This is a genomic window from Thermoactinomyces sp. CICC 10523 (assembly GCF_016055105.1).
GTDB lineage: Bacteria > Bacillota > Bacilli > Thermoactinomycetales > Thermoactinomycetaceae > Thermoactinomyces_A > Thermoactinomyces_A daqus.
Map to the genome: position 1 here is coordinate 185,639 of NZ_JAECVX010000003.1, position 19,132 is coordinate 204,770.

A 19,132-nucleotide genomic window follows, 5' to 3' on the forward strand; every position below is an offset into this window, starting at 1 on the left:
TGACTGAAAGCCTTGCCACCAGACAAAACTCTCCATCCAATTGTAACAGATTTGTGCTGTCCGGCCCAAAGTCTTTCACATTGATTGTATCAGGGACTCCTTTTTAAAAAAGAACCATTTTCCTGCGTCATTGTCCCCGTTTTTCGCTTCCGTCAACAATAAAAAAAGATGATGATTGTCTGCGCGTTCATGTGAATTTCCGGTTTCCGTTCATGAAAACAAGGGAATTGCTGTATGATGGCGAACACACAAGTTTAAGTTGCCTATTCCCAAAAGCAGGAGTTGATGGATATGAAAATCGTCGCCCTTTACGGCAGTTCCCGAGAAAGTGGAAATTCGGAACAACTGGCCGATTATGCCCTGGACGGGCTTCAGGCGACCAAGATTTACTTGCGGCATAAAAAAATCCTTCCCGTTGCTGACGGCCGCCACTCGCCCGAAGGATTTCACCCTGTTGACGATGACTATGAAAGCATCATCACCCAGGTAATAAATCATGATGTTATTTTCTTTATTACTCCGCTGTATTGGTACGGAATGTCCGGGTTGATGAAAAATTTCATCGATCGCTGGTCGCAAAGCCTGCGCAACACGAACTACGATTTCAAAGGAAGCATGAAGGATAAACAGGCATTTGTCATTGTCACCGGAGGAGATTCGATAAACGTGAAGGGACTTCCTCTCATTCAGCAATTCCAGCTGATTTTTGACTTTATGTCGATGAAATTCGGCGGATATATCCTCGGTGTCGGAAATAAGCCGGGCGAAGTGATGAATGATCAGCACGCCTTACATCAGGCGCGGCTATTGAACCAACAACTGCAAGCTGTGCAGTCTTAAGCGGCAAACGCCACCCCTTCCCTGCAAAGAGGTGGCGCTTCGCCATTTATTTTGTTTTTGACTCCTGCTTGCGCAGATCCTTCACGATTTTCCCGCCTTTAATAACCATCACGATCTGATCCTGATTTTCAAGTGCACGGATATTTTTCAGCGGATCAACCCCGGTCAAAACAAAATCCGCCCATTTTCCTTTTTCAATTGTGCCCACCTCTTCCTCCCATTGCAAACAAGCTGCAGCCATCTGCGTCGCAGCCACAATCGCTTCCATCGGGGACATGCCGATCTCGCAGAGAAGTCCCAATTCGCGCAGATTCTGGCCGTGGGCCATCACCCCGGCATCGGTGCCCATCGCGATTTTCACGCCGGCGCGAAAAGCCTGTCTGATGCTCTCCCGATGAATTTCAATCACTTCTTTTGATTTGCGGATGGCATGTTCCGGCATGGTTCCCTCCTGCTCCGCCATCTCCAGAACAGCCAGCGGGGCGAGCAGCGTGGGAACGAGATACGTCCCCTGTTTCAGCATGAGCTCAATGGCTTCATCATCCAAGAAAATCCCGTGCTCAATCGAATGAACACCGGCACGGACGGCATTTTTAATCCCCTCGTTCCCCTGGGCGTGAGCCATCACTTTGATTCCCCGGCGAAACGCCGCTTCCTCAACCATCACTTCCAGCTCCGCCTGGGTAAATTGGGTAAATTCCGGATGGTCAGTGGGGCTCATCACCCCTCCGGTGCTGCAAACTTTGATGAAATCGGCCCCTGCCCGCAACACTTCGCGCACTTTTTTGCGAACCTCATCGGGCCCGTCGCAGACCCCCAGCGGGTTTCCCGGATATCCGCCAAAAAGGGCCGGCGTTACATCCACACCCGAACGCTGCCAAAAATCGAGGTGTCCCCCCGTTATGCTTAAGGGAGTTATGCTGATTTTCATCCGCGGGCCGAGAACCAGCCCGTTTTCCACAGCCATCTTCACCCCGGCATCGGCGCCGCCTGCATCCCGCACAGTGGTCACACCCGCCGCAACCGTGGCTTTCATATTCCGGATCGAATCATAAAATTTATAAGAAAAAGGGGTGTTCAAACTATTAGCGAAATTGACCGGGGACATCATAACATGAACATGGGCATCGATAAATCCCGGCAATAAAGTAAACCCATCCGCATCAATCGTCCGCACCGGCACATCGGGAATCCGAATGCGATTCACATGCCCGACCTCAGCAATGCGTCCATCCCGGACCAGCACGGCCATCTCTTTCTTCGGTTCACCCCCTTTTCCATCAATTAAGGTCACATTTTTAATCAGGATAGCCTCCACGTTGATCCTTCCTTTCTGCTCAGCCGGAATCACGGATAATTTACCCTAATAGAAAGAAAATAAAATATAATAATTCAATTAATAAATAACACCTCTCCAAACTGGAAGAGGCGTGCCTTATTATTGAAAAAATTCAATTTTTCCTGTTGGTCTTGGTGCTTTTCAGCTTCTGTCTTCTTTCTCACAAAGTGCTGCAATAGAGCATCAATCCCGCTTCACCCTATTTGGCAACAGCCTTGTACATATCTGCTGCTCCAAATCAGCATGTCTGGCTCGGGCTTTTCGGTGGCCGATTGCGTTCAACCAGGCATACCGCAGGCAAATGGCATCCGGCAAAAGCGGGGGCACTGGTCAGGCAGGGAAACGGGCGGCTGGATGGCGGCTTGCTTTCCCCGCCGGCGATCCTTGGTCGCGGCCAGTACATGAAGGATCGCGTCAGCCTACCCCCCGGCGGAGACTTCGGATCAGCGGTGACGGCAAGAACTTTGCAGCCGATCCGTCTCGCTTTTTCCTCGATCATCAGTACTGATTGTGTCTTCCCGGAAACAGTGATGACGAGATCCTCTGCGGCAATGGCGGGAGCAATCGTCTCTCCGACGACATAGACGTTCAATCGACATGCCATCTTCTTGATCAGTGAAGTCCCCGCTTCAATCCAATCCGTTTCCGCTTCCACCCGGGCAGCGATCCTGACCGCCTCGCCTGCCGTCATTCATCTGATATTCACCTTTCATGTTTCTCCTCTTTTTTGCTTACAGCCAGGGTTAAAACCACCGACAGCAGGAGGGCTGCCGCCATGAAGATATAAGAAGCATTCGGACTGCCGGTCGCACCGTTCAAATACCCGACAACGTATGAACCGACAAAGGAACCGAGCGCTCCCATGCTGTTGATCAACGCCATCGCCCCGCCGGCGACATTGCGCGGCAAAATCTCGGGAACAATTGCAAAAAAAGGACCATATGGCGCATACATCGTACCGCCGGCAATCACGAGCAAAACGTAGGAAAGCCAAAAGTCGGAGTTACCCAAGAGATACGATCCGGAAAAGGCGAGGGCTCCGATGAGCAGAAGCGGCCACACAAATACTTTCCGCTTCATCAGGCGGTCGGAGTAATATGAGACGACCAGCATAAGAATGACAGCGAGCAGATAGGGAACGGAGGAAAGCCATCCTGTCGCGACGATCCCCATTTTTGACGCCGATTTTAAAATCGATGGCAGCCATAACACAAATCCATAAACACCGATGCTCCAGCAAAAATATTGCAGGGAGAGCAGTATCACATTTTTCGATTTAAACGCTTCCCAATAGTTTTTGGCCGGCTGTACTGTCTGCTGCTCTTGCTCCAATGCTCGGGAAATCCCGGCTTTTTCTTCTTTGGTGAGCCATTTGGCCATCTCCGGTTTGTCGTCAACCAGTTTTACCCAAACAAAGGCCCAGATCACCGCCGGAAGCCCTTCAAGGATAAACATCCAGCGCCAATTGAACACATCGACCAAATAGCCCGAAACAACGGACATCCACAAAACCGTCACCGGGTTCCCCAGGATGAGAAACGTGTTGGCGCGGGATCGTTCCTCTTTGGTGAACCAATGGCAGAGAAACACGAGCATGGCCGGCATTACAACGCTTTCGGCAACGCCGAGCACAAAGCGAATTACCAGCAGCGCTTTTACATCAGTCAGAAATCCAGTCGCCGATGCGCACAATCCCCAAAGGATCAGCGTCCAAAAAATCAGCTTTTTCGCACTTCTCTTTTCGGCATAATGCGCACCGGGGATTTGAAAAAAGAAATAACCAAGGAAAAATAAGGCCCCGATCAGCGAGGAAACTTCCTCTGTGATATGCAAATCTTCGGCCATCCCGCCTGCCGCTCCAAACCCGTAGTTGGCGCGGTCGAGGTAGGCCAGGCTGTAAGTGATGAAAACGATCGGAATCAAGCGATACCAGCGGCTTTTGGCCAAACGATTGTTTTCCATCTGATTCACTCCTCAGGTGCGCAGTCATGGTGTGCAGACATAGGACTCCGGCTGCTCCCGTACGGGCAATCCATCCTGGTTCCCCTGACTCATTACTGCCAAGCCCCGATGGCATTTGCCCGCAAAACCGCTTCACGGATCGGCAAACCCTCCAGCATTCCGCTGATGGACACCGACGTCAAATCCGTCTCCCTCTCCTACTGTATCGACCACTTGCGAAACAGGAAATCCTGTAACTTCCCCTTCTTCCGTCACCGTACGATCATCAGCGCCTCTTGCCCCCAACTTGATCACAACCAATTTCACCTCCTTATCAAGATAAAATGCTGCCAGATCACGCGGGCCGGTATAGCCGGTGAGGATCCGGGCAGATCACCCGATTCCGGAAATAAACCACCTCGGGGTCACCGCTGCCCGCCTTGGGTTTCAACTGAAAACCGGTCGGATGGTCCGGATCGCCACCATGGAAATATCCACGTTTTCCCATCACAAACTCTCCTTGATCCATTGTCCAAACGGATCATTCCCCACTTCGCTCACCCGGCCGGCACAATATCCCAACCGGAACAGACCGACGGGGACATTGGTTTCCGCCCCGGCCACCCCCGGCGTAAACTGCTTACCCGATGAAGCGCTCCGGCTTTACCGGCCGCAGACATTCCCATCGCTTCGCCAAAGGTTACGACATCCGGCATAATCCAACTCTCATTCCCACCTTTTTTGAAATCGGTTTCAAAAAAGGGCGAAAACAGGCAATCTTTCTAGTCCCTCACTTCCGGCGTAGAGCCGCGCACCAGCAATTGACCGGAAAAAGCGATATTTTGCGCCGGCGACCGATCCCCGTCAATCCGCTCCAACACTCTTTTCATCGCGGTCACGCCCATTTCATAAGTAGGCTGTGCCAGGGTCGTGATTCCGGGGCCGATCAGCGGTGCCCATTCCATATCATCAAATCCCAAAACGGCCACATCCTTGCCAATCTCGATTCCTTTCTCCTGAATCAGATGGATCGTTTTTAACAGAATCACCCCGTTTGCCGCAAAGACGGCCCGCTTTCCCTTCGGCGCCTTTTGAAAAAACTCATCCAACAGAAGGGAGAATTCGCGCAACTCGCGTAAATCAATCTCATGAACTTCAGCGGAGACTTCACGATCGGACAACATGTTTTGAAATGTGCGCACCCGTTCCTCCCGCGAACTCACGCCGGCAATCGATTCGCTGAAAAGGGCGATGTGCTTATACCCCCGGGCGAGCAAGTGGTTGACACCAGCAGCCATCGCCTGTTCATTGTCAAGCGTCACGGTGTCAAATCCCAATTCAGGCACTTTTCGGTCGACCAGGACGACGGCTGTTTTCTCTGTCGCCAATTCTTGCAAAAACTTGTTGTTGCGTCCGGTCGTATTGATGATCAAACCGTCGATCCGGTGGGATTGCAGCATAAAAATGTATTCACGCTCTTTGGCCGGATCGTTATCCGTATTGCAAACCATCAGGCTGTATCCGCGCTGCTTGCAGACATCCTCGGCCCCGCGCAAAATCGCGGTGGAAAAAGGATTGGTAATATCAGCGATCACCATGCCGATCAGGTAACTGCGATCCCGTTTCAAACCTCTTGCCATTTTGTTGGGACGGTAATTCAGCTCAGCAATGACTTTTTCTATTCGGTTCAAGGTGCTGTCAGACAGCATATGGTACTTTCCGCTTAAATAGCGGGAAATCGTCGTTTTTGACACACCGGCCAGTCTTGCTACATCTGAAATGGTGGCACGGTCCGATTGCTTCTTTTGTCTCTTATTTTCCATCTTTACAGTCCCTCATGCCAACTGCTCATTTATTTTTGAAACCGGTTTCATTATACCAAATTATCTTTCTTTTCACAAGTCCTCGAAAAAAACAGGATATTGATCTGTTAACCACAGGTTGATTTACATCCACTTGGAAAAAGTTTTTTGAATCTCCTTCCTTGCAAGGCAGCAAGGAAGACCAGATCTGCCCGCTTGCAATCCCCTGCATCATATCCCTTTATTTTCCAATTAACACTGCTTATCTATTAAAATACATTCTATTTTATTCGTATACCTCCCCAGGCTGATCAAACTGTTTTTCATCATATGACGCAAAATCCGAACATTATTTTCTACAGCGACCTTTTCTCCTTCTTATGCGTGTTAAATAAAAATAAATCATCACTCAAAAGGGTTAATTTTCGCCTTTAACCCTGGTATATTTCGGTTTTCTAAATAACAATTTTTGTAAATAAAAGGTTTTAATTTGATTTACAATTCATTTTTATGCGATACTATTATCAGTGAATTAATCTACTAGTATATCCTGCTATAGTTGGAGGTAGCCATATGAAAGGGATGAAGAGAAATATTGGAACATTTGCCCTTATGATGACCGGCCTCGGTTCGATTATTGGATCCGGCTGGCTCTTTGGAGCATGGAAAGCGGCCTCAGTTGCCGGACCCGCCGCGATCTGGGCATGGGTCATTGGAATGATCGCCATTATGTTCATCGGCTTGACCTATGCCGAATTGGGCGCGATGTTCCCCGAAGCAGGCGGAATGGTACGTTACGGCCATTATTCACACGGATCATTTCTTGGGTTTATATCCGGCTGGGCCAACTGGATCGCGATTGTTTCCGTCATTCCTGTGGAAGCGGTTGCTTCGATACAATATATGAGTTCCTGGCCTTGGGCATGGGCAAAAGCCCTGTACAACGGAGAAACGCTTTCCCCGGTCGGGCTGGTGCTCGCCGCCTGTTTGGTCGTTGTCTATTTCCTGATCAACTACTGGACGGTCAAGCTGTTTGCCCGTGTTAACACGGCCATCACCGTCTTCAAATTCCTCATTCCCGGACTGACGATTATCGGGCTCATTTACGCCGGTTTTCACGCTAACAACTTCACTCATGCCCCCGGCGGTTTCACTCCGAACGGCTGGGCAGGCGTGCTGACGGCTGTGGCCACATCGGGAATCGTTTTTGCCTTTAACGGATTTCAAAGTCCGATCAATATGGCCGGAGAAGCAAAAAATCCAAGCCGTTCCGTTCCAATCGCAGTCGCCGGTTCGATTCTCCTGGCAGGAATCATCTATGTCTTGTTGCAAACCGCTTACATCGGTGCAGTGCCGGATCATCTGCTGGCCAAAGGCTGGGGTGTCCTGAACTTTAGCTCTCCCTTCGCCGATCTGGCCTTGGCTCTAAACCTGAACTGGCTTGCCCTCCTGCTGTTTGCAGATGCATTCGTTTCTCCGTCCGGTACGGGTATGACCTATACGGCAACCACGGCCCGGATGATTTACGGTATGGAACAAAACGGTTATTTCCCACGTATATTTGGAAAAATCCACCCGGTTTACGGCGTTCCGCGACCGGCGATGTGGTTTAACCTGGCTGTTTCGTTTTTATTCCTGTTCATTTTCCGAGGATGGGGATCACTGGCTGAGGTTATTTCCGTCGCGACGCTGATCTCGTACGTAACCGGCCCGATCTCGGTCATGGCATTCCGCCGCATGAAAGACGTAAATGTTTCACGTCCTCTCAAAATCAAAGGCATGCCGGTAATCGCGCCGCTGGCGTTTATCGTTGCATCGCTGATCCTGTATTGGGCGACCTGGCCGCTGACCGGTCAAGTCACCCTGATCATGATCATCGGATTGCCCGTTTATTTCTACTATCAAGCCAAAAACAACTGGAAAGACTTTGCTGCCAACTTTAAAGCCGGCCTCTGGCTGGTCGTCTATCTGATCGTGATGATGGGAATTTCCTATCTGGGCAGCAGCAAATTCGGCGGAACCAATCACATCCCTTACGGCATGGATATGGTTGTCGTCGTCATCGCAGCTCTGATATTTTATTTCTGGGGCATCCGCAGCGCTTTGCCTTCCTATCAAGGCAAACAGGATGAGCAGAGCAACGAACAGATGAAAATCGCCAACTGATCCTCGTTCTTTAAAAACTGACTGTCCACCTGGCTGGGCAGCAGTTTTTTTATAAACGCAGATTCTGTTCACATTTGAAACCGTCACTGCTTTCGTGATGCAAAGTTCCGTCATGATCTTGAAAGTCTCAAGCATGCAAACCCATGCAGTATCAACACGGACAATAGCCCCTTTCAATGACTTACGTCAGAAAATTACAGTTGACAATTCAAGTCCCAGTTGATGCCGAACCGGTCGGTCAGCTTCCCGTATTTCGCCCCCCAAAAAGTGTCCTGAAGCGGCATAAGAACTTCTCCGCCTTCAGCCAAAGCGTTGTACACCTTTTCAATCACATCCGCTTCTGTCAACTCCAATGTCAGACTCACCTGATTTCCAAAGTTGACAGATTGGTTTCCGATCGCATCTGAGAAATAGATCGCTTGATCCGCCACTTTGAGATGACCGTGCAGAATTTTGTCCCGGTCCTCTTCAGCACAAGGGATATCCGGTACATCTCCATAGCGTCGAAGGGTAACGATTTCCCCGCCAAAAACATCCCTATAAAAATACATCGCTTCCTCACTGTTTCCCCGCAAGTACAAATAGGGATTAATTTTTGCCTGAATCACCTGTCCATTCGACTTCCTTTCCTCATGTAATGTTGGAACGCATTTTCATGAACGGTTATATTTATCCAGTCTTCACCTCTATTCGGGATTATAATCCGGAACATATGTTTCGTAACCCTGTTTTTTGAGGGTGAAGAGCATTGTGAACGATTGAAACTTTCCTGTACTCCTACATACAAAAAGAAGCCGCCCGCAATCCGGACGACCTCTTCTGATCAACCATCCTAACAACGGACGGAAAGAGAAGAAAGGGCTTCTTCATCGGCAATAATGGTCACATGTTGATGCATTTTTAAAACAGATGCCGGCAGTTCTTCGGTCACCTCGCCGTAAATGAGCCGCTGCAACACTTCCGCTTTTCTTTTGCCGACGGCGAGCAGCAAGATCTCTTTACTCTTCATGATCGATGCGATCCCCATCGTGACGGCGAAGGCCGGGACTTCCTCCAGGGAAGAGAAAAATCGGCTGTTGGCGATCCGGGTCGATTCTTCCAATTTAACAACATGCGTAAAGGAGTGAAATGAAGTTCCCGGTTCATTGAAACCGATATGCCCGTTGATGCCAATCCCCAGCAGTTGCAGATCAATTCCGCCGCTTTGGTCGATCATTTGCTCATAACGTCTGCATTCCTCTTCCAGATTTTCCGCCATGCCATCGGGTATATGGACATTTTGCGGGGGTATGTCGATAAAATCAAACAGTTTTTTATTCATATAGGTATGATAGCTTTGCGGATGATCAGGCGGCAGCCCTACATATTCATCCAAATTAAACGTGGTGACGTGCTGGTAGGTAGTGCCGTTTTGCCTCGCCTCTTCCACCAGTATTCGATAAACCCCTTGTGGTGTGCCACCAGTCGCCAGACCCAAAGTCAGCTTTTTCTGCCCTTTGACCTTCCTTAAAATGAGTTCGGCTGCCTTATGGCAGAGATCATGATAATCTTTTGCCTTGATCAGCTGCATCGCGGCCCCTCCTTCCGTTATGAAAACTGCCACTTTCCCCTTTACCTGGTTCAATGTCCGGTTCGATTTGCAACAGACATCATCAGTTTTTGAAAAAATGGATCATTTATATGCAATTGGTTATTTATGGTGGCTATGCTTTCATTTTTATATTATCATTTAGTCATATAGTTGTATATACCAATATGTATGCAATATTTCCCGATAAAAAAGAAGCCCCATTGCGAGCTTCTGTCTTCCCCAACAGCCTTGAGATGAAGCTGATTGCACCGCCTCTTCCGCCAGGCTTCTCCGGGATTCCTCCCGGGGTGTTTAATGCAATTCAGGATGCTGAAGCTGTTCCGTTTCCACCTGAATCGTCGTATGGTGAATCTGAAAATGTTCGGCGATCAGCCGGATTGCCTGTTGCAAAATCTGTTGCTGGTCAAACTGTTCCTCGACCAGCAAGTGGCAGGAGAGCGAATCGAGCTCGGAGGTAATCGTCCAGACATGCAGGTCATGCACATTGATGACCCCGGGAATGCTCCGCAAAATTTTGTCCACCTCATCACAATCGACCGTTACCGGCGTACCTTCCATCAAAATGTGCAACGAATGGGAAATCACACCCCAAGCTCCTTTCAAAATGAGGACCGCAACCAAAATACTGATCAGGGGGTCAGCGTAATACCAAGAAAAAAGGTAGATCAGCACCCCGGCCGCGATCGCTCCCAGAGAACCGAGGGCATCTCCCAGAACATGAAGATAAGCGCTGCGCAAATTCACATTCCCTTTTACATCCCCTTTGCTCAGTAAAGCCCAGGCGCTCAGCAGATTGGCAACAAGCCCGACGGCCGCGATCAGGATCATCGGGCCGCTGGAAACGCGGGCAGGATGGAAAAAGCGCAAAACCGCCTCCCAAATAATCCATCCGGAAATGATGAACAACAACACTCCGTTAAAAAGTGCCGCCAGGATTTCAAACCGGTAATATCCATAAGTTTTGCGCGGGGATGGAGGCCGAACGGCAAACCACAGGGCGGCAAAGCTGAGGAAAAGGGTAGCGGCATCGCTGAGCATATGTCCTGAATCGGACAACAAAGCCAAACTATGAGTAAACAATCCGCCGAAAAATTCGAGCAACATAATGCCAACGGTAATCAGCAGAGCGATGAGCAATCCTTTTTTGTTATCTGCCCGCTGATGGCGATGGTGCAAATGCCCGTGATCGTGGTCTCCATGTGTATGAACATGCATGGCCCAGTTTTCACCTCATTTTCCGTCGCAGGTCGGTAGTTTTTGGCCTCTTCTGCCTCCCTGCGTTCCAAATCGTCTGTAAAAGGACGAGAAACTCCCGCAACAATGTCGGGAGTTTTTTATCTCCGGGTCTGTACCGTCTGGTCACTTTGCTCTTTGCAGTCGCAGCGCGTTTAACACAACGGTTACGGAACTGAACGCCATGGCGCTTCCCGCGATCCAGGGAGCGAGAAATCCAGCCGCGGCAACCGGAATCCCCAGTGCATTATATGCAAAGGCCCAAAACAGGTTTTGTTTGATATTGGAAATGGTCTTTTTGCTCATGCGAATGGCGTCGACGATACCGGTTAAATCCCCACGCATCAGCGTAATCTCTGCGGTTTCCATCGCCACATCGGTTCCCGTTCCGATCGCCATGCCAATATCGGCCGTTGCCAATGCCGGGGCATCGTTAATTCCATCCCCGACCATCGCTACTTTCCGCCCTTGTTTCTGCAAATTTTTCACTTCTGCCGCTTTTCCTTCCGGGAGGACTTCGGCGATAACGTGCTCAATTCCTGCCTGTCGGGCAATGGCTGCGGCCGTCCGTTCATTATCCCCGGTGATCATGATCACATCGAGTCCCATCTCTTTCAAGGCATAAACTGCTTGCCGGGATGTTTCCTTGATCTCATCGGCGACCGCCATCACCCCGCATAATTTCCGGTCAATGGCCGCAAACATCGCCGTTTTCCCTTCCTGCTCCAAACGTTCCGCCAATTTCAGACCATCAGCCATCTCCACTTCGTGCTGATTCATCAGGCGGCGCGTTCCGACCAGCACTTCTCTCCCCTCTACCCGCGCCTTGATGCCAAATCCGGCGATCGCTTCAAAATCAGCAGCTTCCACCAACGCGATTCCGCGTTCGCGCGCCCCGGCAACAATCGCCTCTGCCAGCGGATGCTCGGAGAAGTTTTCCGCGGAAGCGACAAGGCGCAAAAAGTCCCGTTCTCCCACACCAAAGGGGATGACATCGGTCAGCACCGGCTTGCCGACGGTGACGGTCCCGGTTTTATCCAGAATGACGGTGTCGATGAGATGAGTGGTCTCCAGATACTCCCCGCCTTTGAATAAAACTCCCAACTCCGCAGCCCGTCCGGAACCGGCCATGATCGAGGTGGGAGTGGCCAAACCCAATGCGCACGGACAAGCGATGACGAGAACAGCGATCATTTTTTCCAAAGCCGAACCAAAATGGCCGGGAGAGACAAGGAAATACCAGATGAGGAAGGTCAGCAGGGCAATGCCGACGACGATCGGAACAAAGATGCCGGAAATGGTATCGGCCAATCGTTGGATCGGGGCCTTGGAACCCTGCGCTTCTTCCACCACTTTGATAATTTGCGCCAAGGCCGTTTCTTTTCCCACCCGGGACGCCTTGATTTTTAGCAGGCCGTTTTTGTTGATCGTCGCCCCGATCACCTGATCGCCCGGAGCTTTTTCCACGGGGATGCTTTCACCGGTCAACATGGATTCATCAACGGCTGAACGCCCTTCCAGCACTTCACCGTCAACCGGTATTTTTTCACCGGGTCTGACGAGAACAAGATCCCCTGCGGCCACATCTTCCACCGGGATTTGCATCTCTTTCCCGTCACGGATGACCGTTGCCGTTTTTGCTTTCAAGCCCGCCAATTTTTTGATCGCTTCGGAAGAACGCCCCTTGGCTTTCGCCTCAAACAGCTTTCCAAGCAAGATCAGCGTAATCAGGATCGCGCTCGTCTCAAAGTAGAGTTCTACCGTTTTGTGCGGATCAAGTGACCATAAGACCACTTGGTACAAGCTGTAGAAATAAGCTGCCGACGTACCGAGCGCCACCAATACATCCATGTTTGCGCTCTTGTTGCGCAGCGCTTTGTATGCCCCGATATAAAACTGTCTGCCGATGAGAAACTGCACGGGAGTAGCCAAAATCAGCTGAAACCAAGGGTTCATGAACAGATGCGGCATCCATATAAAGGAAAGAAAGCGAAAATGGCTTATCATGCTCCAAATGAGCGGAAGGGATAAGACCGCTGACAGGATAAGCTTCCACGTTTGGCGGCGAATCTCTTTTTGTTTGCGCTCTTCTTGCTCTCCCCCCGTATTCGCTTTTTCTGTTGCATGATAACCGAGCGCCTCGATCTTTTTGATGATGTCGGCAAGTTGGACTTCGGCGGGGTTATATTCGACCGTGGCCAACTCCAAGGCAAGATTGACATTGGCATGGAGGACACCGCTTAAGCGACGCAGCCCTTTTTCAATGCGGGCAGCACAGGCCGCGCAGGTCATTCCGGCAATGGACAACTCCTCTTTTTCCGTCAGAACCTGATAACCGAGATCAACAATCTTCTTCCCCACAGCTTCCGGGGAAACCTTGTGCGGGTCATAGGTGAAATCGACCCGTTCCAGGGCAAAATTCACATTGGCATTTTGGATTCCTTCCAGGCGCCGGATGCCTTTTTCAATCCGGTTCGCACAGGCCGCACAAGTCATTCCGCCAACTGCAAACGAACCCTTTTTTTGTTCTGCCGCTTGATCCCCCACGTCCTTCACCTCCCTCCGCTTGAAGCCGGGGAAATCCCCTTTGGCGCTTACGAACGGACAACATCATATCCTTGATCTTCAATCGTCTCGATCAGTTGCTCCACATTCACGGCACCATCCTCAAATTCTATATCAACCAGACCCTCATTCAAGAGCACCGTGACTTCGCGAACGCCATTCAGTTTCCCGACGCTGGTTTCAACTGCATTGACACAATGGTTGCAGGACATGCCGTTTACTTTCAGTGTAACTTGAGCCATCGCTATTTCCTCCTCATTCAGGTACATTGATTTTAGGTAACGACAAAAGATTTTTGAGTTGCGCACTCATGGTAACTTGCAGACTTAACATTTCCTTTGTCAAAATCCGGCGTTTGGCCAATCAACATACCTGTTCTTTATTAACATTCTTCACATTCAATATACTATACCCCCCTACTGTATTTCAACAGGGAGCGGGGAAAAAGATATCAACGTATACACAGATTTTCCTTCCATTTCCTCTATCTTCATTATTTCTTCATATTTCACTTTTATGATGAAATCACGGGAGCGGATTTGTTCGACATGCTCCGCTCCCATCCCGTCCTTCAACTTCTTTTTATATATTTCGCCAATCACGGCTTTGCTGAAGAAAAGTGGAGGAATTGCTGATGAAGAAAAAAGGAGTTATTCTTCTTTCCGTTTTTGTGGCCGTCGTCGCGATCATCGCCATTGTCGCGGCGGTGACCGTCACCCTTTCCGGGGAAAAAGACAGCGCAAATCCGACTCCGGCACTGGCCGTTCCCAAAGTTTCCAAAGACGCGCAGGGAAGGCCCCTGAAGGAGTTTACCATCACGGCCAAACCGGCGAATTGGACGCTGCAACCGGGGATTCAGGTTGATGCGCTGACTTATGACGGAACCGTTCCCGGAAAAACAATCAAAGTCACTCAGGGAGATCATGTCAAAGTTCAACTGATCAATCAGATGAACGAACCGGTCACTATTCATTGGCATGGTTACCCGGTTCCCAACGGAATGGACGGTGTGGCCGGTCTGACTCAAGCTCCGGTAGCTCCCAAGCACAGCTTTACGTATGATTTCATAGCCAAAGTTCCCGGAACTTATTTTTACCACTCCCACTATAACAGTTCCACCCAGGTGGATCGAGGGTTATATGGAGCCTTCATCGTCCTGCCCAAGAAAGAAACGGTAAAATACGATCACGACTATGTTCTGATTTTGGATGAATGGATGTCCTCGCAAACGAAAATGGAGATGGATTACGCTTCAATGGACATGGAAGGCATGGATCATTCGAAAATGAATATGGATCACGCTTCGGCGGACATGGGAGACATGGATCACTCGGGGATGCACATGGAAGGCACGGATCATTCAAAGATGAATACGGATCACGATGAAATGATGAAAATGATGTACGATCTCTATTCCGTCAACGGAAAGACCGGGTCCGCCATCCGGCCGCTGAGGGTGAAAAAAGGAGAACGGGTTCGGTTGCGCTTCATTAATGCCGGTTATCAGACCCACATGCTGCACCTGCAAGGACAAAACTTCAAAATCGTTGCCGAAGACGGCAATGCGATTCCAAATCCGGCGGAGGTAAAGGATCAGCTGATTCCGGTCGGAGCGTCCGAACGGTATGAAATCAGCTTTGTTGCCGACCACAGTTTTGCCATCGACCTTCATGACAGAACCAAGGGAGCCAAATCCTTCCTGCTTCCCGTCGAAGTGGAAGGCAGCCAGACAACCGTAAAAGCCGATCACGAAAAAAATCTGCCTGTTTGGGATTTGGCCAAATACAATCAGGATCAGACGAAGTCCCCCGTCTCTTTCCGGTCTTCGTACACGCTCCACCTCAACACGAAAACGGAAAACGGGGTGCAAGTCTATACGATCAATGGCAAAACATGGCCAAACACCGATCCTCTGCCGGTCAGGGCCGGGGAACAAGTCGAGGTCACCCTGATAAATGAGGGAAAATCCGTCCACCCGATGCATCTGCACGGTCACAAGTTTCTCGTGCTGTCGGTCAATGGAAAACCCGTTTCCGGCCAGGTTTACAAGGATACAATCCAGGTGAACCCCGGGGAAACGGTTGTGATCACCTTTAAGGCGGACAATCCCGGTGTCTGGATGTTCCACTGCCATGATCTGCACCATGCAGCCATGGGCATGATGACCGATGTAACATACCAGGGCTACAAAGGGACTGATCCGGACAAACGCAAACAAGTGCACGAATAGAAAACCGGCTCCTTTTTCGGAAAATCGGGGAAGAAGACCCATGCAACGCAAAAAGGAGTGGATTCCCCCACTCCTCCGACATGCAACCGAAAATATGGGACGAATCGGTATGTGCCGGTTTGTCCCTTTTTGCTGCTTATTTCGGCAAAGAGAGCACCACCCTCGTTCCACGTCCCTCCTCACTTTCGATGCAAATCTCTCCCTGATGGGCTTCAACCAGCTTCTTTACGATCGTCAAACCGATGCCTGTCCCTTTGCGCCGTCCTCCCGCCCGATCGCCACGATAAAACCGCTCAAACACCTTGGGGATTTCTTCAGCAGGGATCCCCATCCCCGTGTCCTCCACCACCACGATGGCCTGCTCCTCCCTGTTTGTCACCCTGACGGTGACTGTTCCCTCCGGAGGGGTAAAATCAAGGGCGTTGGACAACAGATTGAACAATATTTGCGTGAAGCGGTAGCGATCGACGGACACGACCACCGCCTCCTCCCCGGCAAATTTCAGATTCACCTTCTTCTGCACAAACGGCGTTTCCATCGTTTGCAGGAATTGCCGGATGATCTCCACGAGATTTTCCGGCTGCCGGTTCAATTTGAATTGCGGTGAATCCAGCCCCTGTAATTGTTCCAAGTCGCCGACCAAATGAATCAGCCGTTCAATTTCTTCATAACAAGCATGGAGACGTTCCGGGGTCGGGCTCCAAATCCCGTCCTCAAAAGCTTCCATATGGCTTTTCAGCGTAGCCAGAGGGGTTCTTAACTCATGGGCCAAGTCAGCGGTCAAATTTTTGCGGAATGCCTCCTGTTTTTGCAGTTCCTCCGTCAGGTGATTGAGCGCCTGCCCGAGTTCGGCCAATTCGTCGTTTCCCGAGACGGCGATGCGGGATGTCCACTTGCCCTGTTTCATCCGTTCGGCCACTTCCTTCATCTTGATCAGGGGCGCACTGATGCGCTTGGCCAGATAGAGACTGATCATGACAGCCAGTGCGATCGTGCCGATCATCGTCCACAAGGTTGATTGGACCAATGCCTGCTGCAGATGATAAACAAGCAGCACCGTGCCTGGATCAAGCTCCGGGTACTCACGCAGATACATCGAAAAGTGATAACGGATTTCCAGCAGCAAAAAGAGGATGGCCAAACCGATCATCCCGCAGGCAACACCGATAAACGCTCCGGTCAAACGCCTTTTCATCGGCTTCGCTCCCTTGGCGCAAACCGGTATCCAAATCCGTAAACAGTCTGAATGTATTCCGGCGTCCGCGGGTCGGATTCAATTTTGTGGCGCAAGTTTTTCACATGTTGGTCAATGGTCCGGTCATCTCCGTGGTAATCATAGCCAAAAGCCTTGATCACCAATTCTTCGCGGGAAAAAGGACGGCCGGGGTGACGGGCCATCACGGAAAGAAGTTTGTATTCAGCCGGCGTGAGGTGCACCGTTTTTCCCTGCTTCCACACCGTCTGCGCCCCGGAATCGATGACCAGATCGCCACCGTTGAAGGTGACTCTCGTCGCCAGCAAATCCGGTCCCGACCTGCGCAAGATGGCCTTGACGCGGGCAATCAGCTCCCGGGGGCTGAACGGCTTGATCACATAATCATCCGCCCCGAGCGCCAAGCCTTTGATCCGGTCTTCTTCACCGACCTTCGCCGTCAGCATGATGATCGGCACCGGCGACTGTTCCCTGATTTGTTGACACAACGTTTCTCCCGGCACATCGGGCAGCATCAAATCGAGAATCACAAAATCGATCGCTTTTCCGGCAAACAGCCGCAAACCTTCCGTGCCCGTTGCCGCTTCCCATACAGTAAAACCCTCGTTTTGCAAATATGAGACGATCACATCCCGAATTTTTTGTTCATCCTCGATCACCAAAAACTCTCTCATCTCGATCTCTCCGTTTCGACCGGTTCCGGTCGCTTCTAACCGCCCCGGCTCTTGAATACGTTTTAAAAAGTATGATGTGGACACTGAGGGGTGAGCAAAACCATGCCATTCCGCCGCCGTTTGTTCTACCGAAACCATCTCCGGTTTAAGCGGCCCTTTCACTTTCCGCTGCCATCGATCCGGTTCCCGTCCTTCTCTCTTCCCCGAAGAAACAAAATCAGCAAAAAAACGCCGGCGCCATTTCATTTCCGTTTTCATCCCCATCCGGTGTTTCGCCTGAGGAGAGCATCCATTCCGATCATGATTATCATTCTGTTTTCCTTCTTGATTTTCTCTTTGTGGAATCTCGAGCGGGAATTGGAGCCCATTTTGAGGGCCATCGCCCAGGAGGAAGCGAAAAAAATCGCCCAGCACGCTTTCTCCAACGGCATCGAGCAAATGCAGAAAGCCTTGAACGGCCGTTTGCAACCGATTGCCACCCTGCAGACAGACCATCAGGGAAAAATCGCCGGAGTGAGTTTTAATACGCAAACCGAAGCAGCCATATACAAAATCGTCTCGGAAAAGTTACTTGAAGAGTTGGACAAAACCCGGGAGTACAGCGTAAAGTTATCGCTCGGGGAAATCACGCAAAGCAGCATCCTGTCCGATTACGGCCCCGAACTTCCCTTAAAATTGTGGATTGAAGGTTCTCCGCATGTGACATTTTCATCCGAAATCGTATCACGGGGGATCAATACGGCTCAAGTCAATATCTATCTCAACGCTGACATCGAAGTGAAAACGCTTTTGCCGCTCACTAAGGACCGGCTTCATTTAAAATTCAACCAGCCATTGGCCCAACAAGTGATTGTCGGCGATGTTCCTGATTTTTATCCGATCGGAATCGATACGATAAAAAAATGAATCCCTTTAAAATAATTTTCACTTTGTCAACTGGAAACATTTACTTTATACTAAATTTAGAAGACTTATTTGGGTGAAGGAATTTTTGAAAACGTGCGGCACTTATCACCCGTCGGAAAAATCTTCTCCGACCTCTTCCAAGCCCGTGCAAAAGCTGCCTGATATATCAAAGAGAAATCGTTTGAGGTGATCATATCTTGCGTTTTCGCCATGTTGGCCTGCTCGCAGTACCTTTTTTATTGCTGAGCGGATGTACAACACAAGCGCCGGAACAGGCGGGCAGCGATTCATCGCAGCTCGAGAAAACCACAGTCCCGGTCACGATTCAACTGGTTGACCCGAAAGGGAACCCGCTCACCCAACAACCCGTCGGAATCGAATTGAAGGATACGCCAAAAGGGCGTGTCACTCCGACGATCTCCAATCTCACTGATCAAGCGGGAAAATTCGAAACCGAAGTAACCCCGAACAAAACATACAAACTGGAAATCAATAACCAGGGCAAAATCGTGACCAAAGAGTTTAAAGTGACCCAAGCCAACAAAACTTTGGTCATTTCTGTGGAAAACGGTTCCTGAGGAAAAATGAAAAAAGCCGCTATCTCGCAGGAGATAACGGCTTCTTTTTTATTT

19 protein-coding genes are annotated in these 19,132 nt (G+C 50.1%); 5 read left to right on the forward strand and 14 right to left on the reverse strand.

Going from position 1 to position 19,132, the window contains the following annotated elements:
• The first annotated feature begins 291 nt into the window (after positions 1-291).
• Positions 292-840: a flavodoxin family protein gene (locus I8U19_RS06015; protein ID WP_198055440.1), complete on the forward strand. Its 549-nt coding sequence runs from the start codon at positions 292-294 to the stop codon at positions 838-840.
• A gap of 46 nt (positions 841-886) precedes the next feature.
• Here I8U19_RS06015 and I8U19_RS06020 read toward each other — a convergent pair whose 3' ends face one another.
• The 7 genes from I8U19_RS06020 to I8U19_RS06040 form a co-directional block, all read right to left on the reverse strand.
• Positions 887-2,158, reverse strand: coding sequence for a metal-dependent hydrolase family protein (locus tag I8U19_RS06020; RefSeq protein ID WP_198055441.1), 1,272 nt, complete (start codon positions 2,156-2,158; stop codon positions 887-889).
• A 259-nt stretch (positions 2,159-2,417) separates the two neighbouring features.
• Positions 2,418-2,870 (reverse strand): phosphoheptose isomerase family protein, encoded by a 453-nt coding sequence (locus tag I8U19_RS06025; RefSeq protein ID WP_198055442.1) that lies wholly within the window; start codon positions 2,868-2,870, stop codon positions 2,418-2,420.
• Positions 2,871-2,881: 11 nt separating this feature from the next.
• Positions 2,882-4,141, reverse strand: a complete 1,260-nt coding sequence (locus I8U19_RS06030) for an MFS transporter (protein WP_198055443.1) — start codon at positions 4,139-4,141, stop codon at positions 2,882-2,884.
• Positions 4,142-4,273: 132 nt separating this feature from the next.
• On the reverse strand, positions 4,274-4,435 hold the full coding sequence (locus I8U19_RS17855; RefSeq protein WP_370589204.1) for a hypothetical protein: 162 nt from the start codon (positions 4,433-4,435) through the stop codon (positions 4,274-4,276).
• A 40-nt stretch (positions 4,436-4,475) separates the two neighbouring features.
• A complete protein-coding gene (locus I8U19_RS17860) occupies positions 4,476-4,628 on the reverse strand; it encodes a hypothetical protein (RefSeq protein WP_370589203.1) in 153 nt (50 codons plus the stop codon).
• A 49-nt stretch (positions 4,629-4,677) separates the two neighbouring features.
• Entirely contained in the window at positions 4,678-4,836 is a 159-nt protein-coding gene (locus tag I8U19_RS17865; protein WP_407701821.1) for a hypothetical protein, read from the reverse strand.
• Between the two features lie 66 nt (positions 4,837-4,902).
• Positions 4,903-5,943 carry a LacI family DNA-binding transcriptional regulator gene (locus I8U19_RS06040; protein WP_198055444.1) on the reverse strand — a complete coding sequence of 347 codons (1,041 nt, stop codon included), beginning with the start codon at positions 5,941-5,943 and terminating at the stop codon, positions 4,903-4,905.
• Positions 5,944-6,495: 552 nt separating this feature from the next.
• Between I8U19_RS06040 and I8U19_RS06045 the strand changes: the two genes are divergently transcribed.
• The gene (locus tag I8U19_RS06045) at positions 6,496-8,088 is read left to right on the forward strand and encodes an APC family permease (RefSeq protein ID WP_198055445.1); all 1,593 of its coding nucleotides are present in this window, start codon (positions 6,496-6,498) and stop codon (positions 8,086-8,088) included.
• A gap of 194 nt (positions 8,089-8,282) precedes the next feature.
• On the opposite strand, the gene I8U19_RS06050 is transcribed toward I8U19_RS06045, so the two are convergent.
• From I8U19_RS06050 to copZ, 5 genes are all read right to left on the reverse strand, one after another.
• Positions 8,283-8,696, reverse strand: coding sequence for a VOC family protein (locus tag I8U19_RS06050; RefSeq protein WP_198055446.1), 414 nt, complete (start codon positions 8,694-8,696; stop codon positions 8,283-8,285).
• A gap of 224 nt (positions 8,697-8,920) precedes the next feature.
• Positions 8,921-9,658 carry a glucosamine-6-phosphate deaminase gene (gene nagB / locus I8U19_RS06055; RefSeq protein ID WP_033101050.1) on the reverse strand — a complete coding sequence of 246 codons (738 nt, stop codon included), beginning with the start codon at positions 9,656-9,658 and terminating at the stop codon, positions 8,921-8,923.
• Positions 9,659-9,970: 312 nt separating this feature from the next.
• On the reverse strand, positions 9,971-10,894 hold the full coding sequence (locus I8U19_RS06060; RefSeq protein WP_033101049.1) for a cation diffusion facilitator family transporter: 924 nt from the start codon (positions 10,892-10,894) through the stop codon (positions 9,971-9,973).
• A gap of 144 nt (positions 10,895-11,038) precedes the next feature.
• Positions 11,039-13,459: a heavy metal translocating P-type ATPase gene (locus I8U19_RS06065; RefSeq protein ID WP_370589763.1), complete on the reverse strand. Its 2,421-nt coding sequence runs from the start codon at positions 13,457-13,459 to the stop codon at positions 11,039-11,041.
• A gap of 47 nt (positions 13,460-13,506) precedes the next feature.
• Positions 13,507-13,719 carry a copper chaperone CopZ gene (gene copZ / locus I8U19_RS06070; protein ID WP_198055447.1) on the reverse strand — a complete coding sequence of 71 codons (213 nt, stop codon included), beginning with the start codon at positions 13,717-13,719 and terminating at the stop codon, positions 13,507-13,509.
• Positions 13,720-14,111: 392 nt separating this feature from the next.
• Here copZ and I8U19_RS06075 point away from each other — a divergent pair, with 392 nt between their 5' ends.
• The gene (locus I8U19_RS06075; protein ID WP_198055448.1) at positions 14,112-15,707 is read left to right on the forward strand and encodes a multicopper oxidase family protein; all 1,596 of its coding nucleotides are present in this window, start codon (positions 14,112-14,114) and stop codon (positions 15,705-15,707) included.
• Between the two features lie 136 nt (positions 15,708-15,843).
• On the opposite strand, the gene I8U19_RS06080 is transcribed toward I8U19_RS06075, so the two are convergent.
• Positions 15,844-16,902 carry a sensor histidine kinase gene (locus tag I8U19_RS06080; protein WP_198055449.1) on the reverse strand — a complete coding sequence of 353 codons (1,059 nt, stop codon included), beginning with the start codon at positions 16,900-16,902 and terminating at the stop codon, positions 15,844-15,846.
• On the reverse strand, positions 16,899-17,840 hold the full coding sequence (locus tag I8U19_RS06085; protein WP_370589201.1) for a response regulator transcription factor: 942 nt from the start codon (positions 17,838-17,840) through the stop codon (positions 16,899-16,901). Before I8U19_RS06085 ends, I8U19_RS06080 begins: the two co-directional genes overlap by 4 nt.
• Positions 17,841-17,861: 21 nt before the next feature.
• On the opposite strand from I8U19_RS06085, the gene yunB reads away from it, so the two are divergent.
• The gene (gene yunB, locus I8U19_RS06090) at positions 17,862-18,500 is read left to right on the forward strand and encodes a sporulation protein YunB (RefSeq protein WP_309485156.1); all 639 of its coding nucleotides are present in this window, start codon (positions 17,862-17,864) and stop codon (positions 18,498-18,500) included.
• Positions 18,501-18,697: 197 nt separating this feature from the next.
• A complete protein-coding gene (locus tag I8U19_RS06095) occupies positions 18,698-19,078 on the forward strand; it encodes a hypothetical protein (RefSeq protein WP_198055450.1) in 381 nt (126 codons plus the stop codon).
• The last annotated feature ends 54 nt before the right edge of the window (positions 19,079-19,132 follow it).

Excerpts from the sequence above, each read along its gene's own strand:
- I8U19_RS06045 (WP_198055445.1), top strand. The coding sequence starts at position 6,496 with ATGAAAGGGATGAAGAGAAATATTGGAACATTTGCCCTTATGATGACC.
- I8U19_RS06040 (WP_198055444.1), bottom strand. The coding sequence starts at position 5,943 with ATGGAAAATAAGAGACAAAAGAAGCAATCGGACCGTGCCACCATTTCA.
- I8U19_RS06080 (WP_198055449.1), bottom strand. The coding sequence starts at position 16,902 with ATGAAAAGGCGTTTGACCGGAGCGTTTATCGGTGTTGCCTGCGGGATG.
- I8U19_RS17860 (WP_370589203.1), bottom strand. The coding sequence starts at position 4,628 with ATGGGAAAACGTGGATATTTCCATGGTGGCGATCCGGACCATCCGACC.
- I8U19_RS06015 (WP_198055440.1), top strand. The coding sequence starts at position 292 with ATGAAAATCGTCGCCCTTTACGGCAGTTCCCGAGAAAGTGGAAATTCG.
- I8U19_RS06025 (WP_198055442.1), bottom strand. The coding sequence starts at position 2,870 with ATGACGGCAGGCGAGGCGGTCAGGATCGCTGCCCGGGTGGAAGCGGAA.
- I8U19_RS06030 (WP_198055443.1), bottom strand. The coding sequence starts at position 4,141 with ATGGAAAACAATCGTTTGGCCAAAAGCCGCTGGTATCGCTTGATTCCG.
- copZ (WP_198055447.1), bottom strand. The coding sequence starts at position 13,719 with ATGGCTCAAGTTACACTGAAAGTAAACGGCATGTCCTGCAACCATTGT.
- I8U19_RS06075 (WP_198055448.1), top strand. The coding sequence starts at position 14,112 with ATGAAGAAAAAAGGAGTTATTCTTCTTTCCGTTTTTGTGGCCGTCGTC.
- I8U19_RS17865 (WP_407701821.1), bottom strand. The coding sequence starts at position 4,836 with ATGCCGGATGTCGTAACCTTTGGCGAAGCGATGGGAATGTCTGCGGCC.
- I8U19_RS06060 (WP_033101049.1), bottom strand. The coding sequence starts at position 10,894 with ATGCATGTTCATACACATGGAGACCACGATCACGGGCATTTGCACCAT.
- I8U19_RS06085 (WP_370589201.1), bottom strand. The coding sequence starts at position 17,840 with ATGAAATGGCGCCGGCGTTTTTTTGCTGATTTTGTTTCTTCGGGGAAG.
- nagB (WP_033101050.1), bottom strand. The coding sequence starts at position 9,658 with ATGCAGCTGATCAAGGCAAAAGATTATCATGATCTCTGCCATAAGGCA.